Annotated in this window: 22 protein-coding genes, 4 pseudogenes and 1 other annotated feature; of the genes and pseudogenes, 8 read left to right on the top strand and 18 right to left on the bottom strand. The window is 30.8% G+C overall.

Going from position 1 to position 19,460, the window contains the following annotated elements; all coding sequences use genetic code 11:
• Window positions 1-185: 185 nt before the first annotated feature.
• The gene (locus tag HGI79_RS15595) at window positions 186-503 is read right to left on the bottom strand and encodes a pyridoxamine 5'-phosphate oxidase family protein (RefSeq protein WP_185651621.1); all 318 of its coding nucleotides are present in this window, start codon (window positions 501-503) and stop codon (window positions 186-188) included.
• 292 nt (window positions 504-795) lie between these two features.
• Window positions 796-1,731, bottom strand: a complete 936-nt coding sequence (locus tag HGI79_RS15590; protein WP_185651620.1) for an AraC family transcriptional regulator — start codon at window positions 1,729-1,731, stop codon at window positions 796-798.
• Window positions 1,732-1,945: 214 nt separating this feature from the next.
• Between HGI79_RS15590 and HGI79_RS15585 the strand changes: the two genes are divergently transcribed.
• The 3 genes from HGI79_RS15585 (at window position 1,946) to HGI79_RS15575 (ending at window position 4,243) form a co-directional block, all read left to right on the top strand.
• On the top strand, window positions 1,946-2,686 hold the full coding sequence (locus tag HGI79_RS15585) for an SDR family oxidoreductase (protein WP_185651619.1): 741 nt from the start codon (window positions 1,946-1,948) through the stop codon (window positions 2,684-2,686).
• Window positions 2,687-2,908: 222 nt separating this feature from the next.
• Complete coding sequence (locus HGI79_RS15580; RefSeq protein WP_185651623.1) at window positions 2,909-3,187, top strand: YbfB/YjiJ family MFS transporter; 279 nt, start codon at window positions 2,909-2,911, stop codon at window positions 3,185-3,187.
• 126 nt (window positions 3,188-3,313) lie between these two features.
• On the top strand, window positions 3,314-4,243 hold the full coding sequence (locus HGI79_RS15575; protein WP_185651618.1) for a YhdH/YhfP family quinone oxidoreductase: 930 nt from the start codon (window positions 3,314-3,316) through the stop codon (window positions 4,241-4,243).
• Between the two features lie 191 nt (window positions 4,244-4,434).
• On the opposite strand, the gene HGI79_RS15570 is transcribed toward HGI79_RS15575, so the two are convergent.
• From HGI79_RS15570 to HGI79_RS15555, 4 genes are all read right to left on the bottom strand, one after another.
• Complete coding sequence (locus tag HGI79_RS15570; protein WP_185651617.1) at window positions 4,435-5,589, bottom strand: aldo/keto reductase; 1,155 nt, start codon at window positions 5,587-5,589, stop codon at window positions 4,435-4,437.
• Between the two features lie 557 nt (window positions 5,590-6,146).
• Window positions 6,147-6,530 carry a MerR family transcriptional regulator gene (locus HGI79_RS15565; protein ID WP_185651616.1) on the bottom strand — a complete coding sequence of 128 codons (384 nt, stop codon included), beginning with the start codon at window positions 6,528-6,530 and terminating at the stop codon, window positions 6,147-6,149.
• A gap of 291 nt (window positions 6,531-6,821) precedes the next feature.
• The gene (locus HGI79_RS15560; RefSeq protein ID WP_185651615.1) at window positions 6,822-7,049 is read right to left on the bottom strand and encodes a hypothetical protein; all 228 of its coding nucleotides are present in this window, start codon (window positions 7,047-7,049) and stop codon (window positions 6,822-6,824) included.
• Between the two features lie 321 nt (window positions 7,050-7,370).
• Entirely contained in the window at window positions 7,371-7,913 is a 543-nt protein-coding gene (locus tag HGI79_RS15555; protein WP_185651614.1) for a recombinase family protein, read from the bottom strand.
• Window positions 7,914-8,091: 178 nt separating this feature from the next.
• On the opposite strand from HGI79_RS15555, the gene HGI79_RS23325 reads away from it, so the two are divergent.
• Both HGI79_RS23325 and HGI79_RS15545 read left to right on the top strand, forming a co-directional pair.
• A complete protein-coding gene (locus HGI79_RS23325; RefSeq protein ID WP_185651613.1) occupies window positions 8,092-9,543 on the top strand; it encodes a SulP family inorganic anion transporter in 1,452 nt (483 codons plus the stop codon).
• Window positions 9,544-9,595: 52 nt separating this feature from the next.
• On the top strand, window positions 9,596-10,015 hold the full coding sequence (locus HGI79_RS15545; RefSeq protein ID WP_185651612.1) for a universal stress protein: 420 nt from the start codon (window positions 9,596-9,598) through the stop codon (window positions 10,013-10,015).
• Between the two features lie 89 nt (window positions 10,016-10,104).
• On the opposite strand, the pseudogene HGI79_RS15540 reads toward HGI79_RS15545, so the two are convergent.
• The 3 genes and pseudogenes from HGI79_RS15540 to HGI79_RS15530 form a co-directional block, all read right to left on the bottom strand.
• A pseudogene (locus tag HGI79_RS15540) lies at window positions 10,105-10,473 on the bottom strand (family 1 glycosylhydrolase); the annotation flags it as partial.
• A pseudogene (locus HGI79_RS15535) lies at window positions 10,472-10,672 on the bottom strand (lysine transporter LysE); the annotation flags it as partial. The pseudogenes HGI79_RS15540 and HGI79_RS15535, both read right to left, overlap by 2 nt.
• 325 nt (window positions 10,673-10,997) lie before the next feature.
• The gene (locus HGI79_RS15530) at window positions 10,998-11,144 is read right to left on the bottom strand and encodes a hypothetical protein (RefSeq protein WP_185651611.1); all 147 of its coding nucleotides are present in this window, start codon (window positions 11,142-11,144) and stop codon (window positions 10,998-11,000) included.
• Window positions 11,145-11,300: 156 nt separating this feature from the next.
• Here HGI79_RS15530 and HGI79_RS23710 point away from each other — a divergent pair.
• Window positions 11,301-11,396, top strand: a pseudogene (locus tag HGI79_RS23710) (nitroreductase family protein); the annotation flags it as partial.
• Between the two features lie 197 nt (window positions 11,397-11,593).
• Here HGI79_RS23710 and HGI79_RS15520 read toward each other — a convergent pair.
• From HGI79_RS15520 to HGI79_RS15505, 4 genes are all read right to left on the bottom strand, one after another.
• Window positions 11,594-12,781: a PLP-dependent aminotransferase family protein gene (locus HGI79_RS15520; protein ID WP_185651610.1), complete on the bottom strand. Its 1,188-nt coding sequence runs from the start codon at window positions 12,779-12,781 to the stop codon at window positions 11,594-11,596.
• A gap of 93 nt (window positions 12,782-12,874) precedes the next feature.
• Window positions 12,875-13,126, bottom strand: a binding site (T-box leader).
• A 746-nt stretch (window positions 13,127-13,872) separates the two neighbouring features.
• Window positions 13,873-14,112: a hypothetical protein gene (locus HGI79_RS15515; protein WP_185651609.1), complete on the bottom strand. Its 240-nt coding sequence runs from the start codon at window positions 14,110-14,112 to the stop codon at window positions 13,873-13,875.
• A 115-nt stretch (window positions 14,113-14,227) separates the two neighbouring features.
• On the bottom strand, window positions 14,228-14,839 hold the full coding sequence (locus HGI79_RS15510; protein WP_185651608.1) for a dienelactone hydrolase family protein: 612 nt from the start codon (window positions 14,837-14,839) through the stop codon (window positions 14,228-14,230).
• 155 nt (window positions 14,840-14,994) lie between these two features.
• On the bottom strand, window positions 14,995-15,834 hold the full coding sequence (locus HGI79_RS15505) for a 4Fe-4S binding protein (protein WP_185651607.1): 840 nt from the start codon (window positions 15,832-15,834) through the stop codon (window positions 14,995-14,997).
• Window positions 15,835-16,116: 282 nt separating this feature from the next.
• Here HGI79_RS15505 and HGI79_RS15500 point away from each other — a divergent pair, with 282 nt between their 5' ends.
• Together HGI79_RS15500 and HGI79_RS15495 are read left to right on the top strand one after the other, a co-directional pair.
• On the top strand, window positions 16,117-16,263 hold the full coding sequence (locus HGI79_RS15500; protein WP_185651606.1) for a hypothetical protein: 147 nt from the start codon (window positions 16,117-16,119) through the stop codon (window positions 16,261-16,263).
• Window positions 16,264-16,285: 22 nt separating this feature from the next.
• Window positions 16,286-16,441, top strand: coding sequence for a hypothetical protein (locus tag HGI79_RS15495; protein ID WP_185651605.1), 156 nt, complete (start codon window positions 16,286-16,288; stop codon window positions 16,439-16,441).
• Between the two features lie 253 nt (window positions 16,442-16,694).
• Here HGI79_RS15495 and HGI79_RS15490 read toward each other — a convergent pair whose 3' ends face one another.
• From HGI79_RS15490 to HGI79_RS15470, 5 genes and pseudogenes are all read right to left on the bottom strand, one after another.
• Window positions 16,695-17,108: a type VII toxin-antitoxin system HepT family RNase toxin gene (locus HGI79_RS15490; protein WP_185651604.1), complete on the bottom strand. Its 414-nt coding sequence runs from the start codon at window positions 17,106-17,108 to the stop codon at window positions 16,695-16,697.
• Window positions 17,109-17,113: 5 nt separating this feature from the next.
• On the bottom strand, window positions 17,114-17,539 hold the full coding sequence (locus tag HGI79_RS15485) for a type VII toxin-antitoxin system MntA family adenylyltransferase antitoxin (protein ID WP_185651603.1): 426 nt from the start codon (window positions 17,537-17,539) through the stop codon (window positions 17,114-17,116).
• 816 nt (window positions 17,540-18,355) lie between these two features.
• Window positions 18,356-18,565, bottom strand: a pseudogene (locus HGI79_RS15480) (protein adenylyltransferase SelO family protein); the annotation flags it as partial.
• Between the two features lie 10 nt (window positions 18,566-18,575).
• Window positions 18,576-19,208 carry a hypothetical protein gene (locus HGI79_RS15475; RefSeq protein ID WP_185651602.1) on the bottom strand — a complete coding sequence of 211 codons (633 nt, stop codon included), beginning with the start codon at window positions 19,206-19,208 and terminating at the stop codon, window positions 18,576-18,578.
• On the bottom strand, window positions 19,177-19,320 hold the full coding sequence (locus HGI79_RS15470) for a hypothetical protein (protein ID WP_185651601.1): 144 nt from the start codon (window positions 19,318-19,320) through the stop codon (window positions 19,177-19,179). Before HGI79_RS15470 ends, HGI79_RS15475 begins: the two co-directional genes overlap by 32 nt.
• Between the last annotated feature and the right edge of the window lie 140 nt (window positions 19,321-19,460).

Genomic DNA, 19,460 nt, shown 5'->3' with positions numbered 1-19,460 from the left:
AAAATACAAATTTATCCAGTCGAAATTAATACGCATTTCTATTGTAATTATATATGTTAAAAAAATAACAATAACAAACCCAAAAATCATGGGACAACTCTCTTGACAAACGCCGTCTTTTACCAGTACTCTTTCTTCATATCCATCAATTTAGTGACACTTTATACATCACAAATTGGTGTAAGTTATCTTCTTGCTTTACCAGAAATATGCTCAATACTTATTTTTATTACTTTAGTTTTTGTACTTGCGTTTGTAATATATGCCTTTCCCTTCTCTATGTAATCTGGCGAATATTTATTTAATATATTATCTAATTTATGTCCTTCAATAGCACTATGAAAATATATTGAATTGTTAGAAAAAATAAAACTTAGGGGTACACCATAAGGATATCCATTTTGACTTACAGTTGATAGAATACCATACTCACTATTTTTTAAAATTTCAATAGCTTCATCATTTTTCAGTTCTCTGTCTTTTCTTCGCATTTCTCTAAACAAAATAATTCCCTCCATCTTTCTTCAATCTTATTAATATAAATCTATTTTGCTAGTTTAATTATATCGTATAACTCAGAGATTTTAATATTTTCTCTTCACTTATTTAATAGCATTATTTAGCTATATAATATAATACAAAAAATAGATAGATGCTATCTTTAATAAAGATATAAATAATATAGATAATATATTTTGTGAATAAGTTGAGAGTGTTCCGGTAGTGGAGGTATCAACAGCTTCAAGTAACAAATCGTGTATATAACATTAATATTCAATTTCAATATTTTCGCTCTTAAAAATTAACATAAATAGAATCTTTAAGACGTTTTATATCACTTATAGGAGGTAATCCAAACATTCGTGCATACTCACGACTAAATTGAGAAGGACTTTCATAACCTACCTTATAACCTGCATCTGCTGCTTCCAATGTTTCTGAAAGCAAAAGTCGCCTTGCTTCTTGTAATCTAATTTGCTTTTGATATTGTAATGGACTCATTGCAGTAACCTTCTTAAAGTGATGATGTAAAGATGAGGGACTCATATTAATTACCTTTGCTAATTCATCAATACGCAAGGGCTTTGCAAAATCATTGTTAATCACATTAATAGCTTTTGAGATAGCCTGTGCATGGCTGCCTATCACAGCAAATTGCTTTAATATGTATCCATGTTTATCTTGTAAAACTCTATAAAGAATTTCTCGAATAAACAAAGGTGCAAGAACTGGAATTTCCTCTAGAGTTTCTAAAAGACTGACAAGTCTTAACAAAGCATCTAAAAGTGTTGAATTAACTCTGGTTACAATTAATCCTCTTCCAAAATCAGATTTTTCGTTAAAACTTTGTTTGGATTCTTTGATAATATCAAGAATTTGATCAGAATTAAAACTAAGCCTTATACATAAATATGGAGAATCAGGAGTAGCTTCAATTATTTTACCTACAATAGGCAAATGAACAGAAGTTACCAAGTAAGAGTTTGTGTCATATTTATAACTTTCTTTCCCGAGAATTACCGTTTTTGCACCTTGTACTATTATGCATAAGGATGGTATATAAATCGCATGTAAATGCTCTGAAATATTAGAAGCACGTATGAAATCCAATGATGGTATGGCAGTTGATTGAAACCCATCTCTATCAGTAAAGCGCTCAACTAGCGAAACTAACTGTCTTCGCTGATTAACTAAGTTATAGTTTTTTAAATTATAAATTCTTTTTTCCATATTGATATCTCCTTAAACTTATAAATAAATTATAATTTTCTTTGCAGAATTAGGCAATGATTTAATATAAATAGGCTACCTATCTATATAGTAGTTATCTTATAATCAAATCAATGAATAAAGAGTATGTGAGAGGGAAAAGTTAGTTAACTAAGGTACTTAGTCTCAGATACCCTTAATCATAAATAGAAAATTTTAAGGGAGAATGATAGAAATGAAAAGTTTAGAAGGAAAAGTGGCAATAGTAACAGGTGCATCTAGAGGAATAGGAAGTGCTATAGCTAAACAATTAGCAGCTCTAGGAGCTAAAGTAGTTGTCAATTATTCCAGTAGTCCAGAGAAAGCAGAAAAGATTGTAGAAGAAATTACTAAATTAGGAGAAAAGGCTGTCGCAATTAAAGCTGACGTTAGTAATATAAAAGATGTTGAAAGATTGTTTTCAGAAACAATTAATGAGTTTGGCAAAGTAGATATATTAATCAATAATGCAGGAGTAATACTATATAAATTACTTTCTGATGTAACAGAAGAAGAATTTGATAAACTTTTTAATATTAATGTAAAAGGTACTTATTTTGCATGTCAGCAAGCTATGAAGCACATGGAAGCCAATGGAAGGATTGTGAATTTTTCCACTTCGATAGTTGGAGGTATGTTTCCAACGTATAGTGTTTATGCAGCTACTAAGGGAGCAGTTGAGCAAATCACACGTCAATTGGCAAAGGAATTTGGACATAAAAAAATCACAATTAATACTGTTGCCCCAGGGCCAGTAAATACTGAACTTTTCAACGTTGGAAAGACAGAGCAGCAGATAGAAGCAATAAAACAAATAAATGCTTTTGGACGTCTAGGCGAACCAGAAGATATAGCAAATGTTATTGAATTTCTGGTGAGTGATAAAGCTCAATGGGTAACTGGTCAAACACTACGAGTTAATGGTGGATATGTTTAATGTTTATAAATAAAACATATTAGATATAGTAATTAGATTGAGCAAAAAATTCGATAGAGCTACTATTGGTTTAGGATGCATGGGAATGAGTCATGCCTATGAAGCACAACTACTCACACAAATTAGACATGTCTAATTTGTGTGAGTAGTTATATTTACAGTGTTTTTTAAAATTTACCATAGATAACTGTACCTTTATAGCCTCAATATTTTTTTATTTAAATCAGGGGGAATGATATCTCTTTTTCAAATGCAGTTGCTGGTTACCTTGCTTCAAGTAATTACGCCGGATATTTGCTTGGATCCATGTTAACAGGAGTCATTCCCATGAAATATCGAAGAATTACTTTTTTAAGGTTAAGTCTAGTGATTAGCATCTTAACTACTGCTTTTATGGGATTATTTCATTCTTACTTACTTTGGTTTATCTTTCGTTTTTTCTCTGGCAGGAGCAGCAACCGTAGTACTAATAGGAGCTTGTTAACTTTTATCCGGAATTAAATTTGAGAAAATTACACTCTTAGGTAAGCCTGTAAATAAAAATGAATATAATCTAAATTACGGCTAGATTAATTAAGTAAAAAGTATTATTGTTTTATTATTACTTTTAGAAAGGAATGTATTTTTATGACTGTAAAAAACTTTAAAGCTATGGTAGTAAATGAACTTGAATACAATAAATTTTCAAGAGAGATTTTAACTAGAGAGATTTCTACACTTCCAGAAGGTGATGTATTAATAAATGTAAAATACTCATCCTTAAATTACAAAGATGCTCTTTCTTCAACTGGTAATAAAGGGGTAACTAAAAAATATCCTCATACTCCAGGTATAGATGCTTCCGGAATTGTTATTGAGAGTACTTATAAAGGATTCAATGCTGGAGACCAGGTAATTGTTACAGGATATGATTTAGGTATGAATACCTCTGGTGGCTTTGGTCAGTATATCCGAGTTCCTTCTGATTGGGTAGTTAAGCTGCCTCAAAATCTTTCATTAAAAGAAAGTATGATATATGGCACCGCAGGATTTACTGCAGCTTTATCCATATATAAATTAATTACCTCCGGTGTTAGTCCCAATGATGGCGAGATATTAGTAACAGGCGCAACAGGTGGAGTAGGAAGCATTACTGTATCTATTCTTAATAAGCTTGGCTATAAAGTCATTGCTGCTACAGGTAAGCCAGAGTCAAAGGATATGTTACTAAAATTAGGAGCTAAAGATATAATTCTTAGAGAAGAACTATATGATAAGTCTGGAAGAGCACTTTTAAAAGGAAAATGGGCAGGTGTAATAGATACGGTAGGTGGAAACTTGTTAGCAACAGCAATTAAATCTACTAAATATGGTGGAAGTGTAACTTGTTGTGGAAATGTGGCTTCCCATGAACTTTCAATATCTGTATATCCATTCATTCTTAGAGGCATATCTGTTCTTGGAGTAGATTCTGTTCAATGTCCAATGGATTTAAGACTAAAAATAATTCACTTATCCTTAGGCTGTGCTAGTAACATCCTTTCCTTCCACAACCTAAGGATAATCTCACTTATTTAGTTCACAATATATTTGTATCCATATCAATACTTGCTGGATCATTATGGCTCTTTACCGATAAACGCATAAAACCAAATCCTAATTTTTTCATTCATATTGCTCCCTTCACATATCTAAACTCATACAATTTGGAGTTCACTTCAAGTCAAGTACTTTTTTAATCTTTTTAATTTGCTGATGTGCATAATTGTTTAATTGCCAAATAGTTTAACTGCTTGTTTCATTTTATTAATAATCTCCACACCAAATGGACAGTTTTTCATACATAACCCACATGCTATGCACTCACTTGCATGATGTTCTAATAAGTCATAATGATTCTTTAGTGTTTCAGGAACCTCCTCTTGAATTAATGCTAAATCTAAATATTTATTTACTGATGCAATATCTATCTTTTTAGAACATGGGGCACAATGTCCACAATACATGCAATGTCCGCTAAATGAACTTCTTGGAGCATTTGCAAGAACTTCACTATAATCTTTTTCTTTATTATTTGCAGTGACATAAGCGGCTGCTGCAAGTATTTGATTTGTATTAGATACTCCAACCATTACGGAAGCAACTGCCGGTCTGGTTAAACAGTAATGTAAACATTGTACTGGGGTCAGTGCTTTTTCAAAAGGCGATTGTTTGTCACTTAGTAACACTCCAGCAGCATATGCTTTCATGACAGTTAAAGCAACACCTGCATTTTCACAAGTTTGGTATAACCTATCACGTTTTGGATCAATACCTTCATAAGTCCTATTTTTAAAAGTACTTTCTTCAAATAGTTCGTATACATCCTCGGTGGCTGGTAACATATCATAAGCAGCATTGATACTGAATAAAATTACATCAATTATTCCTGTTTCCACTGCCTTAAAAGCAATATCTGTATTATGGGTTGATATTCCTAAAGACTTAATAACCCCTTTTTCTTTTAATCCTTTTGCATATTTAATTATTTCACCATTAAAGATGTTATCAAAATCCTTTTGATCATCAACATAATGAATCATCCCTACATCCACATAGTCTAACTGCATTCTAGCTAAAAAGTCTTCATATGCATTGACAACTTCATTAAAATCCCTAGTACGACGATATTGTCCTTTATCCCAAGTAGAACATAGATGTCCTTCAATAACAAAACTACTTCTAGGATATTTACTTAACGCTTTTCCAACGTTACTTCTAACTTCCGGATTTGAATTATATATATCAATAAAATTAATGCCTTCCTTTAATGCACAATCAATAAGTGCTTCGCAATCTTCATAGCTTTTATTTTCAAATCCCTCACCACCAATACCAATGGCACTTACTTTAATTCCTGTTCTTCCTAAAATTCGATATTCCATACAATACACCTCCTATATATAGATAAGCACGCCCGAAATTTAATTTACGCTCCGGGATATATTACCATGTTTCGTCACGTTAAATATTTTTAATTAGTCTAAAGCTCAAATTTAAGCAGAGAGCCAAAATCTGTGATTTTGTGCGAATCGCTTACTCATCTGACGAAAGGAAGAGGAGTTTCATAATATAAAAGAACTTTGATAAACTCGCTATGCTCAGTCCGGACCAACTTATCAATTACCATTGATAAGTCGCTCGTTGAAAGCCATTTAGGCTTTCAACCATATCTAAAGTTCTAAGATTTTTTATCAAATTTTCACTAAGACTAATAAAAAATATTTAAATGTGACTTCAACATTGGTAATATACCCCTACACATAAATTAAATTTTAGTTTAGGTTATCTATATAACTAAGGATATCACCTTGAGTTAACTCCAAGTCAAGATGTTTTTCTCTGTATTAAAAACATATAAAAAACCTCTTTACACTTTTTAATTCCTAACTCAGTGTAAAGAAGACTTAACCTGTAATTTAATATTTTAGACGCAGAAATACTAATCATCCGTTCTTCTTAGCTCATTTTCTTTCGTAACTACTTGTTCATATCTTTCTATTTTATAATTCAGGCGCTCTATTGTTTTTTTAATATCTTCCGCTTTTTTTATTAACTGTTCACGTTGTTCAATTAATAGCTCTTTTCTTGCTTCAATAGTTTCAGCCCCCTGTTGAAACAGAGTAACATACTCAATTAATACTTCAATTGGAAGACCTGCATTTCTCATACATTTGATAAATTCGATCCACCTACAATCTTCTTCCGTATAATCCCTAATTCCACTTTCATTTCTCTTTATAGGTGGTATCAAACCAATTCTTTCATAATACCGTAACGTATCTGGAGAGATATTAAATTGTTTACTTGCTTCTGCAATAGTCATGTTTTTACCTCCTTGAGCTTCAGTCTAGCACCTGGAGTTAACTCCAGGTCAAGTATTTTTTTTGAAGTATTATTAAATTTAACTGCACTCTTATTAGAAAAAGATGATCTGTATTTACCTGATGTACTTACATCGAAATGAACTTATCAAAAAATAAAACGCCCTAACCTTAAGATTTTAGAGCGTTTATAAATATTCTATTTTCATTTTTAAACTTCCTATATGCTTCATAAAAAATAAATATTAGTTTCGGGATAAAAGAAAAATCTATCGCTGCTAGCAGTACTAGTTTTACTCCCAAGTCACTATATTCTCAATACCATTCATTTTTTCAACTGCCCATTCTACAGCCTCTCTGCTACTGCCAAATTCCTCATTTGTACTGCTTACATAGGAATAACCCTCTTTGTCATCCACAGTTTCAATAAACAACTCTTTTATTCCATCGGTGATACTTATTTCATCATTTTCTTCAAGGACATCTATTAATTCGTCAAGCATTATTGAGTTTCCTTCCATATGGTAACCACCTTTCTATTATATTTATAAATTATGATTCAACAAATCATATTCTTTTATAACCTATTTTTAAAAACATATTTCATAAATATCATATATTGAATTACCGCCTAAAGTTTTATAACCACAACATAGATAGTTTTTCATATAAAACACTTGATCTACTCATATCAGGAGCTTCTGTCCAAAAAACAGGATAAATAAATAATCTTCTTTAGGTTTCTATTGCAGCAAGAGGACTTTCCACATGGTGCAGATATATATTTGTCATAACATAATCTACTGTACTATTTTCTAAAGGTATTTTTTAATATCTCTATTTTAATTCTCTAAATATCTGTATAATGTTGATTTGCTAATTCCAGTTTCATCTTTTATTTCAGCCAGACTATATTTCTTGCTTTGATACATAACAATAGCACGTTTTACATTCTCATCAGGTTTCCTTGGTCGTCCTGTAGCCACTCCTTTTTGTTTTGCCTCATATAATCCTCTTCTTGTTTTTTCGCTTATAACATCGCTTTGAAAGTCAACGAGATGTTTTACAATATCAGTGAAATGATACCCTGTAGTATTACTTGTATCAATCCCCTCAGCAAGAGATTGAAAATAGGCATCTTTTGCATCAATTATCTCTAATAGCTCTACTAAATGACGCGTTGAATCAGCTAACGCAAAAAGCTTTGTAACTACAATTTTATCACCTTTGTTAAGGGTATTTATCATATTTTTTAGCTGTATTCTTCTTTTTGCTGATGAATGTTCTTCTGAAATAATTGTTGTACAATTTGCTTTTTTTAAATTCTTTATTTGCTCTTCACATTTTAAATCTTCTTGATAAGGTCTCATATATCCAATTAACATGCATGTTCTCCTAATATTAAAATATTTCTTCTATTATAGCATATTTTTTTATTTATAAAAAAGTATCAAAATAGTTCCTTTTTGGGACGATATGTGTTAAAATACTTTTTAGTACATGTCCAACTCCAATTTTATAAGAGTTAAAAGACAAAAATAATAAAGATGAGGTGTATGAAAAGTGATTGAAAGATTAAAAACAGAATGGTTTTCAAATGTTAGAGCAGATATTCTTTCCGGTATTGTTGTAGCATTAGCGTTAATTCCGGAAGCAATTGCATTTTCCATTATTGCAGGAGTAGATCCAATGGTTGGATTATATGCATCTTTTTGTATTGCAGTCATTATTTCCTTTGTAGGTGGTCGTCCTGCAATGATTTCGGCGGCAACTGGTTCAATGGCATTAGTAATGATTCCTTTAGTAAAGGAATATGGACTAAATTATTTACTAGCAGCAACTATATTAACAGGTATTATACAAGTAATTTTCGGTGTATGTAAAATATCGAATTTGATGAAATTTATTCCACAAGCTGTAATGATTGGTTTTGTAAATGCTCTGGCAATTTTAATTTTTATGGCTCAAGTACCGCATTTTATTGGAATTTCTAATATTACGTATATCTTTGTAGCAATTACACTGGTAATTGTCTATACACTGCCTAAATTTATTAAGGCTATTCCGGCACCATTAATAGCTATTATTTTACTAACAGCTGTTGCTATTTTTATGAAGCTGGACTTACAAACAGTTGGAGATTTAGGAACTATCACAAAATCGTTGCCTAAATTTTTTATTCCAGATGTTCCCTTTTCTTTTGAAACACTAAAAATAATTTTCCCATATTCTATTGCTTTAGCTATTGTGGGTTTATTAGAATCTTTATTAACAGCATCAATTGTAGATGATATGACTGAAACAAAGAGTGATAAACACAAAGAATCAAGAGGACAAGGTATTGCTAATATTATTACAGGTTTCTTTGGTGGTATGGCAGGTTGTGCAATGATTGGTCAGTCTGTGATTAATGTGAAATCAGGTGGACGCCGTAGACTCTCCACTTTTGTAGCAGGAATATTTTTAATGTTTTTAATTATTGTATTAGGTGATTTAGTTGTACAAATTCCAATGCCTGTTCTTGCAGGTATTATGATTATGGTATCCATCAGTACCTTCGACTGGTCTTCCTTCTCTTATTTAAGAAAAGCACCCAAAAGTGATGCTGCTGTTATGTTGTCAACAGTTATCATTGTAGTTGCAACAGATGATTTATCAAAAGGTGTTATTGTAGGTGTTATATTAAGTGCATTATTCTTCGTTGCTAAGGTTTCAAAGATACAGGTAATTGAAAGAAAAGAAAAGCAAAATACAATATTTGATATAAAAGGTCCATTATTCTTTGCATCTGTTCAGGGATTTGTAGAATCATTTGATTTCAATACAAAAAATACAAATATTATTATTGATTTCTCCAATACACATATATGGGATGATTCAGCGGTGGGAGCTATTGATAAAGTAGTTATTAAATATCGAGAGAATAATAATAAAGTTACTATTCAAGGCTTGGATTCTTCTAGTAAAAAACTTATAGACAGGTTAGCTGTACATAAGGATGAAAACTGTGCATAATGGTTTAAATAAGAAGTTATCTGTACATCAATATATATTGGAGGTTTGAAAAATGTATAATAATATATTACTAGCTGTAGATGGATCAGAATATTCAATTCGAGCAACAGAGGAAGCAATAAAAATTGCTTCATTAGGAGACAAATGTATGATTGAGGCTGTGTTTGTAGTTGATTTTTTAAAATCAAAGAGTGAAGTTCTTCATGCTGAGGGCAAGGAAGAACTAGAATTGTCAAGAAGAAAGAAACTTTCACCCATTGAAGAAAAGTTAAAATCCAGTAATTTGTCTTATGAAATTAAGATTTTACATGGAGATCCTGGTCCCACAATTGTAGACTACGCAAACAAAGGAAAGTTTGAGTTAGTTATTATAGGTAGTCGTGGTCTTAATTCGCTGCAAGAACTGGTACTTGGCAGTGTTAGCCATAAAGTAGCAAAAAGAGTTAAGTGTCCTGTTTTAATTGTAAAATAAAAAGAGACATTTTTATATAAGCAGTTTAATCTTAAAATCAAACTGCTTTCTTTCTTCGGCTCAACTTATGAACACATAAACAATAAAACTCCTATTAACTTACAATTTACCCAACCATCATAATTTTTAGACAGGGCAAGAGGCGTCTCATAATGTGAAATTGTAATAAGTGGTTCAATTCCATATTTTAAACATTCATCAAATAAATTATCATAGAATTGTAATCCCTTCTCATTTGGCTCTGCATCATCACCATTTGGGAATATTCTAGACCACGCAATAGATGTTCTAATAGTTTTAAAGCCCATTTCAGCAAATAATTTAATATCTTCTTTATACCTGTGATAAAAATCAATACCTATTAATTTCATATTATCTTCTGTTGGTTCTTCTGTAATTGGTCCCATGATACCTCTTGGTGCTATATCTTGTGTTGATAAACCTTTACCATCTTCATCTTATGTTCTTTCTGTCAATTATCGAAGCTATACCAAGAATAGCAACAATAATAAAAAGTCCATCCACTAAAGTAACACCGAATACACCTATTTCTCCCATATAAAATCCCTTTAGTGATGCTATTTGAAATATAAAAACACAAACAGGTCCAATTGCAAATTGTAACAACATACCAAACTTGAAACCTTTTAAAAGCATTTTGATACCTCTCAAATATTAATATTTTCTCAAAAAATAGTTGTACACATTTATTCTATAAGCGTAATATGCAATGTCAGTTGTACACCAACCTGCAAACCTCATTGGATTTATCTATAACCTATCATTTTTCTTTATCGTTTATGTAAATATCAAGTGCTTCAGTTGCTTTAACAGTCAATCTAATCACTACAACAAGTGCTACTATATAAATAACATTAGCTATTCAACTTGTTATTTGTCCAAAAACATAGAAACTCACACATACTCCCCCTTTAAATAAATTCCCATATTTCAAAACTTTTAATATATTATAGATTTATGATTAATAGATTTTAAATATTTCTTTATCAAATCCACTTTTAATATCTAAAGTAACAGATCCTATTTTTAATGAAATTGGTGATGTTTCTATGCTTTTAGAGATTGTTATTAGTCCCCACTTTTGTTCTTGAGATTTCCTATTTCTCATCCAAATTACCTCCTATCTTCATAGGAGTATTATCCCATGATTTTTCTAATTACACTAGGTGACGAGTTATTTGACGCTTACCAGAAAAAATTTAGATGCAAAAAAGCTGGTAACAAAATTTGTTATCAGCTTTTTTAGTCAGTCAAACCAGTAAGCAACGAAGATGTCCTAAAGATATTAGATGCTGTTAATTTGGCACCGTCAGCAATGAACCGCTACCCAATGGAATTCGTTGTTGTATCAGGCAAATAGATACAGAAACTTTGGCTAATTATAATCAAACTAAATATTTAATTTTTATCAATCGATTAAACCGATTTTTTTCAACTAAGACATCTCCTTTAAATTTATTTAGTTTTATCTCATAACTATAGTTAAGACGCATTTAATGAATTATATATGTGGTATTCCTTATAATCAAAATTATTTAAGTCCCTAACCTAGTTTTGTTATTTACACTTCATAATTTCTCTTGTTGCTTTTGTTAACCTCTTAATACCTTCTTCAATCATTTCTTCATTGGAGTTTGTAAAGTTCAATCTTAATGTATTGATACCTTTTTCGTTAACATAAAATGGATCACCAGGTACAAAAGCAACCTTTTCTTTAGCTGCAAAATTGAACAAGTCTAAGGATGAAACTCCTTCTGGAAGTGTTATCCAAAGGAACATTCCGCCTTCAGGTTTTGTACTCTTTACTTCCTCTGGGAAGTACCTTTCAATCATTGACACCATGCAATCCCTCTGGCCTTTATATAGTTGTCTAATTTTTTTTATATGGTCCTCAAGATCATTATCCATTAAAAATTGGTGCACTACTCTTTGTGAATAATAATTACTATGCAAGTCAGCTGCTTGTTTTGCAACTATTAATTTTTCCATGATTTCACCTTTAGCACATATCCATCCTAATCTTATTCCTGGTGCTATTATTTTAGAAAATGACCCTAGCATAATTGAGTTATCTTCCAGATAGGTTCTTATAGGTGGTAAGTCCTGTCCCATAAATCTTAATTCACCATAAGGATCATCTTCAATAAGAACTGTGTTATATCTTTTTAAAGTATTTGCAATAATTTCTCTATTTTTTTCTGAATATGTTATACCAGAAGGATTTTGAAAGTTTGGAACTGTATAAAATAATTTTGGATTGTGTGCATCTAAAGCACTTTCCAATAGATCAATATCAATTCCATCATCATTCAAAGGAACAGAATGAAAAACTGGTTCAAAAATTGAGAATGCTTGTATTGCTCCTAAATAACCCGGACGTTCTATAAGAATATTATCATCTTTATTCAGTAATACTTTTCCTATCAAATCTAGTGCTTGCTGTGACCCATTTGTTATTAATATTTCGTTAGGTTCAACCCTTAATCCAAATCTCTTAAAATATCTTTCTGCAAGGTATTGTCTTAGGGGAAGGTATCCTTCAGTTGTACTATATTGAAGTACAGCATTACCATCTTCATTTAAAACTTTTTGTGATGCCTCTTGAATTTCTTTAACTGGGAAAGACAATGGATTAGGAAGTCCACCTGCAAATGATATTACTTCAGGATTTTCTGTTACTTTAAGAATTTCTCTTATAAAGGATTTTTGAACCTTATTCATTCTTTCAGCAAATACTATACTCATTAATACTTCACCACTTTCTGAGAATTTTGATTATATTTTTTACTGTTTCCTCCAATGCGCATTTAGAGAAAATAAAAAACCCTTCATCCTAATATATAGGACGAAGGGTGAATCTCCGTGGTACCACCTAAATTTGTACAAATGTACACTCTCAATATAGTGCGGGCATATATGCCGATACTATTTCCCTTTTAACAGTGGGAATTCCGTTAAATCCTACTCACATAAAGCTTTCAGTTTAAAGCTCCGAGGCTACCTTCATTACATCAATCATGGGAAATTTCCACCAGCATTCCCTCTCTTTATTTCAAGTATGTAACTACTCTTCCACATCAATGCCTTTATTTATAGTATTGTACATATGTTATCAATATTACAACATATTGTCAATACAAAACTATAAATAATTTAATATTTTTTAGACTCTTAATACAAGTTTAATGGAAATTCAAAGAAATCTAAATTTATTATACCTGTTGCTAATTTTAACTTCCACCCAGTAATCTATGCTTAGTAGAGGAGTTTTCTTCAGCCTCAGCTCTATCTAATATTAATCCACGAGTTGAATAATAAAATATTTGCTCGTCCACAGCAGTTTTCTAGCTGTGGATCAGAAACACTCATACCCGATCTATTTTTATAGTCGGGCTTTATTACTAACTGATAGCTTTTTAGGTCTACTCTCGCTTTACTTTTTACTTTGTTAAATATTTTATTTAAATCTCTCCTGATTTTTTAATTTACATTGACTAAAAATGAGTATCAAACTGTTCCTTGATTCCAACAACATAATTCTTATTGTGGCTTATTTTGTAAGTAGGAGGTATCTACGTTTGTCCCCTCATGTAAAATTTGAAAATTACCGTTATCATCAGTGATAATATCATAACCATAAGTATATTTTTCTGTTAGTTTATCCTGTGCTTTTACTATACCTGCTTCTATTATGCAGACAAAATAGTTATTACAGATAGTAATAATAAAAAAACCATCAAACTAATAATCCTCTTCATAATTACTCTCTCCCCCAAAATAAGTAATTTTGTTACATTAGGTTAGCTGCAAATTACTCTTGTATCGTAAGGTAAGAATCATGCGTACTTATCTGTTTCCTTAACTGTCGTTTTAACAGAAGAATTTTCAACGATAGGCTTCTTCCAATATTGTCCTGTCCTTGTATCCAACACAACTATATTTTTTTCATCTACCCGAACCATTTGGTATGTCCCAGTTTCATTATTTTCACTATTGCTTAAAATATATCTTCCAAGTATAATAATTCCAGCTAATATAAACACTCCTATTAGTACTACTGATATCATTATATACATATCTGTAATAGTCCTCCCCCAAAAATTTACTCTTGGTCAACTCAGTAAATTTGTAATTAATCAATAATAAATTACAGTTGTGACGCTTAATAAGAATATTGGGTAATAGCAAACCCTATATTGAAGTACCATTATTTATCTTCTTTAAAAAGGTATCTACTAATTTTTCTGCTTTTTCAAATGACTGTACACAATAATTTTTAGAAAAAGGATTACTAAATCCATGTTTTCCATTTAACATATAAACCTTAATATTCTGTTTTCCCAAGGAATAAACTAATTCTTCTACATTAAATGAGTTCTCTTCGGTAGGGAAAATTAGTAGAACTGGGCATTTTGGAGTGATATTCTTATAATCTCTAATGCGTGAACCATAATATCCTATAATACCATTACACATATTTTCTTCGCCACCACATAACCATGCAATTGTCGCACCTACACTATATCCCAATAAATATATGTTCCTATATTGCTTTTTTGCTTGTATAATCACCTGTTTTACTTGCTGAACTGCTGAATCAAACCCAATATTATTCATAAAATGTTGATAGGCTTCTTCTTGCAAATCATAATTAAAAGGTTGAACCAGGTCAATTAGGTTGGGGCAAATAATATCATATCCATTCATAGAAAATTTCTCACAAACCATCTGTATATGCTGATTGATCCCATATATTTCATGTAATACTATTATTACAGAATCAGAATTATTTATAATTTTCATATAATCCTCCTAGAAGTGGTTACTTACTTTTTTATTGCTTCGTCATATTTTTACTATGTTGACTTAAAATAAAAATCTTTGCTTAGTACAACTTCTCCAATTTTCTTACTACTCTTGTTGCATAGCCTTTTGCTACTTTAACTGGACCATCTACATCAGTTATTGTATTGCTTCGGAATTCTGTATTCACAAGGTACATTTATCTGACACTTTCCACAACCATATCTAGGCTTGTGTTTTTCAGCTGTTTTATCTAAAAATTCAGAACATATAATGTGATTTTTCCCGTATTCTATAGATATGGCATTGGCTGGACAGTTTCTTGCACATGCACCACACATTGAGCAATATTCATAGATATTTTCGTATTCTCTTTTGTCAGGACACAAGTCTAATTCTGTAACAATACTACCAAATCTTCCAGCTATGCCTTTTGATGTTATTAGACCTTTAGAAAGCCCAAAGGTTCCAAGTCCACAGACAAAAGCTACATGTCTTTCAGACCAGGTACTTGTAAATGATGCCTCAGGATGAGCGGAATCTTTATTAAATCTAGCTTTGGACCAGAATCTTTCATCTAAAGACGGAACAATACTATTATATCCTTCATTTACTAATTGGGACTTTAAATACATACAGAGCTTATTTAGAAAAGATTGACCTTCAATACGTCCATGTAGCCATTCTTCTGAAGGCCATGACATGTCCTTTTTATTTCCATTTTTAACTGATTGGCTAAAGGGTAAAAAAAAGGAGATAACAGTTTTGGATTGTGGCAACCATTCTTTTGGAAGCAAGAAGTGTTTGCCTATTGCTGATGGTTCTTTCAATAATGTAAAATACTCATCATCTGCTGAACCAAATGCAAAAATTGGCTCATCAAAAATCTTCATTCCTGCAACATTTTCAGAAATGGCACTCTCCCTTGTTATGTAGTTATCTTCAGAGTTCTCAACAAAGTGCGATGCCATTTTTATTAAGTCTTGCTTGTTCATTCTCCCCCTCCTTATATAGTCAGTTTTACCACTGCTAAATTATGATTATCAAACTAACTTTTCTTTACATTTTACCATATAAAGCAGAAAATTTGTATAATTATCTATATATTGAAATCATATACATCAAAAAGTATAGAACAATTATAAATCTGTAAACACTACTTAAATATACATTCAATTTGCTGAATACAACTACTGTAATACTGGTGCTTCTGTAGAATAAAACCTAAAGAATAAGGAAAAATATCTTTAGCTATTCTATAACCTGGAGGGAAAAATATGTTAACTAATGATACAAAAAAAGAACTAAATAGATATGTAGATGATTTTATAGTAAATGCCTTATCAAACAATTATGCAGTAATTGAAGATTCCATAGTAAATGACATAAGTAAAGAAACTAACCTCAAACCTAAAAGAAATTAGTGACGATGAAATATCAGATTATGTGTATGACCTAATCAAAAGTGATCCTAGAATCCATTTTTATGGAGTTGGAGAGGTTTATACCTATAATGGCCAATTTGAAGCTATAACAGATAACCCTATTATAACCAGTAAGGTTTTTGATAATCCCTTTGATGCAAAGTATGAGCACAAGTAAAAGTATTGATATAAACCTCATCTGAAGTTTAGTTGAAAGAATCCAGGAGCTTAGCACCGCTTAGCCGCCGCTTATGGAAGCAGATGTCTTAGCGGTGGTTAGCTATAGGATAAACTATCTTACCAATCAGATTTTTTTAGTATAGTCAGATAGATGCTTCCTTCCCATAATGCTCTTGCTTCATTATACTCTCTGGACAGTTTATGCCTATGAATTTAACTCTTCTTTATAGATTATATTTTTCAAATACAACCTAAATATATTCTATTATTACATTTACAAATTCTTCTATATCCTTTAAGTTGTTATTTATTATTTCATAAACTAATCCTCTATCTAATTTCATATAATCATGAACTAAAATATTCCTGAAACTAGCCATATTACATAAATTATTTTTTAGTTTTTCATCAATTATTTTATTTTCATATAAAACTAAAAATATATCCTTATTATTCTCTGGCTTTCTATATCTTATATCTGCTATAACATGATTTCCGATATCAAGGACACATTCAATGCTTAAGTGAAGAAACCTTTCAGACGATCCATATAAAAGAGGATCACTAATGTATGTTTCTTTATCATACTTTTTTATAGATTTAAGTATGTTTATATATTCATTTAATTTATTTACTCTTGAGATTATTACGTCTCGTTTAACCATAAACTTTATCCTCCAAAATATTCTCCTTTTTTTATTTTTTCAATTATAGCGTTATCATAAATATCTGAATAATACTTAAAATCAAAGTACTCCCTTAAAGATAAAGATTCAAAATCCGCTCTATAATCATTATCTTTAATTACTATTCCATCATGAATTACTTCATATTTTAATAATAATGAAGCATTGTTTAAAGAAACTATATCCACATCCCTTTTGAAAAAGACTTTCCCTTCTTCTATAATATCTCCTCTTATAAAAGCGTCTTCCATAGGTGGATATTCTTCTTCAAAATATATTGCTATATCTACATCACTATTTTCAGCTGCTTTACCCGTTGCCTGTGAACCAAAAACATATGCAAATTTTATTTTATATTTTCTATTCATATCTTCTATAAAGTCTCTAGATTTGTTAACAATATGCTCCATATGTATTCACCACCAAATTTATTGCCTATATAAAGATTGTATAGTAATTTTTAGGGAATTACCATATACATTTTTTATCTAAATAAATATTATTCCCAGGTTCTTCGTTTAAGTTAATGCTTTTTCATAACAATTATAAAATTTTTTCTTGAGAATAGCTCTGTTCTATTAACAATTAGAGATAGCAGAATGATAAAAAATTCCTAGCTACTTTTATGTATGATATCAATAAAACTGCACATATTAATATTGTAAGGAACATAACAGTTGAGTCAAGACTTATATATGCTCCTAAAAAGGGGTGTATATAGGCCGGCCAAAGATAATATATGGGTCATACATTTGGCTCATATATTGTCAGAGGGAAGATTTTATAGGGTGAGGAAAAGCTTTATTATAGTCGATATTATATTGATTATAATAAGGTTCCAACTGATTCTATAAGGTTGAACTAAGATTATATAAAGTATTGATTTTCGGTTTTATGCAGCCGAGAGGTTGCATAAAGCTGGGTAGACATTTTATATAGTCCAACAAACCATTATTATAGGTTGTGACCTGCTTTGTTATAGTCGAAAGATTATAGCATGGTAATAAGCTATCTATAGTAGTGCAAGGTAGATTGTTATATTCTTTACAGATCTACTGAAGTTTATTAGGCTTTGGTAGTGGGAAAGGTAATGCCCTCATAATAGTGAATGGCATTACCTTTCTTTAACAACAGAAGGTCTATTTTCTAAATGATTTAAAATTACTTCCATACTATGCTTTTTTCCTCAAAATTTTCAACAAAAGAAATTTACCATTGATAACACATGAAAGAACATCAAGCAGTTTCTCCATCACGCTGTAGTCTCCATGTTTCACCGCAGCTTCTAGTGCCTCTTCTATCCGATGATTTCGAGGGATTAACGCAGGATTGCTGCTTTGCATTAACTGATGGGAGGAGTCTTTTGTTTCCTGCTGTCTACTTAATCTAGCCTGCCACAGCTCACGCCACTGAGCAAATTCCGTGGTATGACCTAGTCACACATAACTAATTAAATAAAACTACATTATCTTTAATTATTATACAAGTCCCTTCATAGATATCTGTAGTCCCATTTTTAATATTTCTTATTTTAACAAAAGTCTTGTAATTATCTCCGTTATCATCTTCTGTCCAAAAACTTGTTACAATATAGTCACCAATTATCTCATCAAGTTCTTCATTTTTATCGTCTAATATAAGACTAATATTGTTATTGTAAATTTCTTTAACTATTTTTTTATTACCGTCAAGAATTTTCCTTTCATATATATTCCTATTTTTTATATTATGCCATATACTATAGTAGTTATAAGAGTCATTATCGACATTTATTTTTATAGACTTTACTAACCATTTTTTCAAAGTTTTTTTATGGATTGAATATATATCTTGAACTTTGCTTTCAAAGTTCTTTACCCTATAATAAATATTTTCATCATCCATGCCAAAATACCTTGTCCAAGCAGTAAGTTCTGTTTTATAAATTTCATTGAAAGGAATTACTTTACATCCATTTTTCACGGATTCAACAAATCTATCTAAAGAAATAATATTTATGCTCTCCCTATAACCATCTCTATAGAAGTCTTCTTTTTTAATTCCTTCGTCAAAAAGATATTCTAGTTCCCAATCTTCCATATATATATATATCTTCTTCTCGTTCCGTATTTCCAAAAATAATTTCACTATCATTAAATGAAATTATTTTTTCTGTTTCAAACTTAAATCTTCTTAAATCAATTAAATTCATCTCTTCCTCCATGTAATAATAAAGTAACAAATTTATTTCAACCCTTCTATTTTGTCTAGTATAAATATTCTAATTCTTTCACCACTTTCTGTAGATATATCCCACCATCAGCAATGTCAGATAAAATTACAAGTATGATT

Source organism: Clostridium sp. DJ247, assembly GCF_014231265.1.
The sequence above is the reverse complement of the archived record's forward strand: the minus strand, read 5'-3'. Positions and strand labels throughout refer to the sequence as shown.